The sequence below is a fragment of the Mesorhizobium sp. M2E.F.Ca.ET.209.01.1.1 genome (assembly GCF_004010375.2).
GTDB lineage: Bacteria > Pseudomonadota > Alphaproteobacteria > Rhizobiales > Rhizobiaceae > Mesorhizobium.
Genome location: NZ_SADP02001373.1, coordinates 1 through 279, shown reverse-complemented (window position 1 = coordinate 279; position 279 = coordinate 1). Strand labels below are relative to the sequence as shown.

The window sequence follows — 279 nt, the reverse complement described above, 5'->3', positions numbered from 1 at the left end:
CTCATCTCAGTGATAGGGCGCCTGCAGAACGATCTGCATGGACGCGACAAGGACAGGTCGGCCGGCGATAACGCGGCGATCCTGCTTCTGCAGCGCTATCCGGCTATGCCTGTGGTTGAGTTCCTCAACGACGAGTTGGCCGGCCATACGCGCATGCTGCACCGGGTGATGGCGGAAGAATGCTTTCCCGCGCCGTGGGGACCGTTGATCGAGGCGATGGCGGCGATCCGCGCGCAGTACTACCAGACTTCGACCAGCCGCTATCGCAGCGACGCTGCA

General features: G+C 63.1%; 1 pseudogene. It reads left to right on the top strand.

Annotation, left to right across the window (positions count from 1 at the left end):
* Window positions 1-279, top strand: a pseudogene (locus tag EN852_RS40460) (hypothetical protein); the annotation flags it as partial.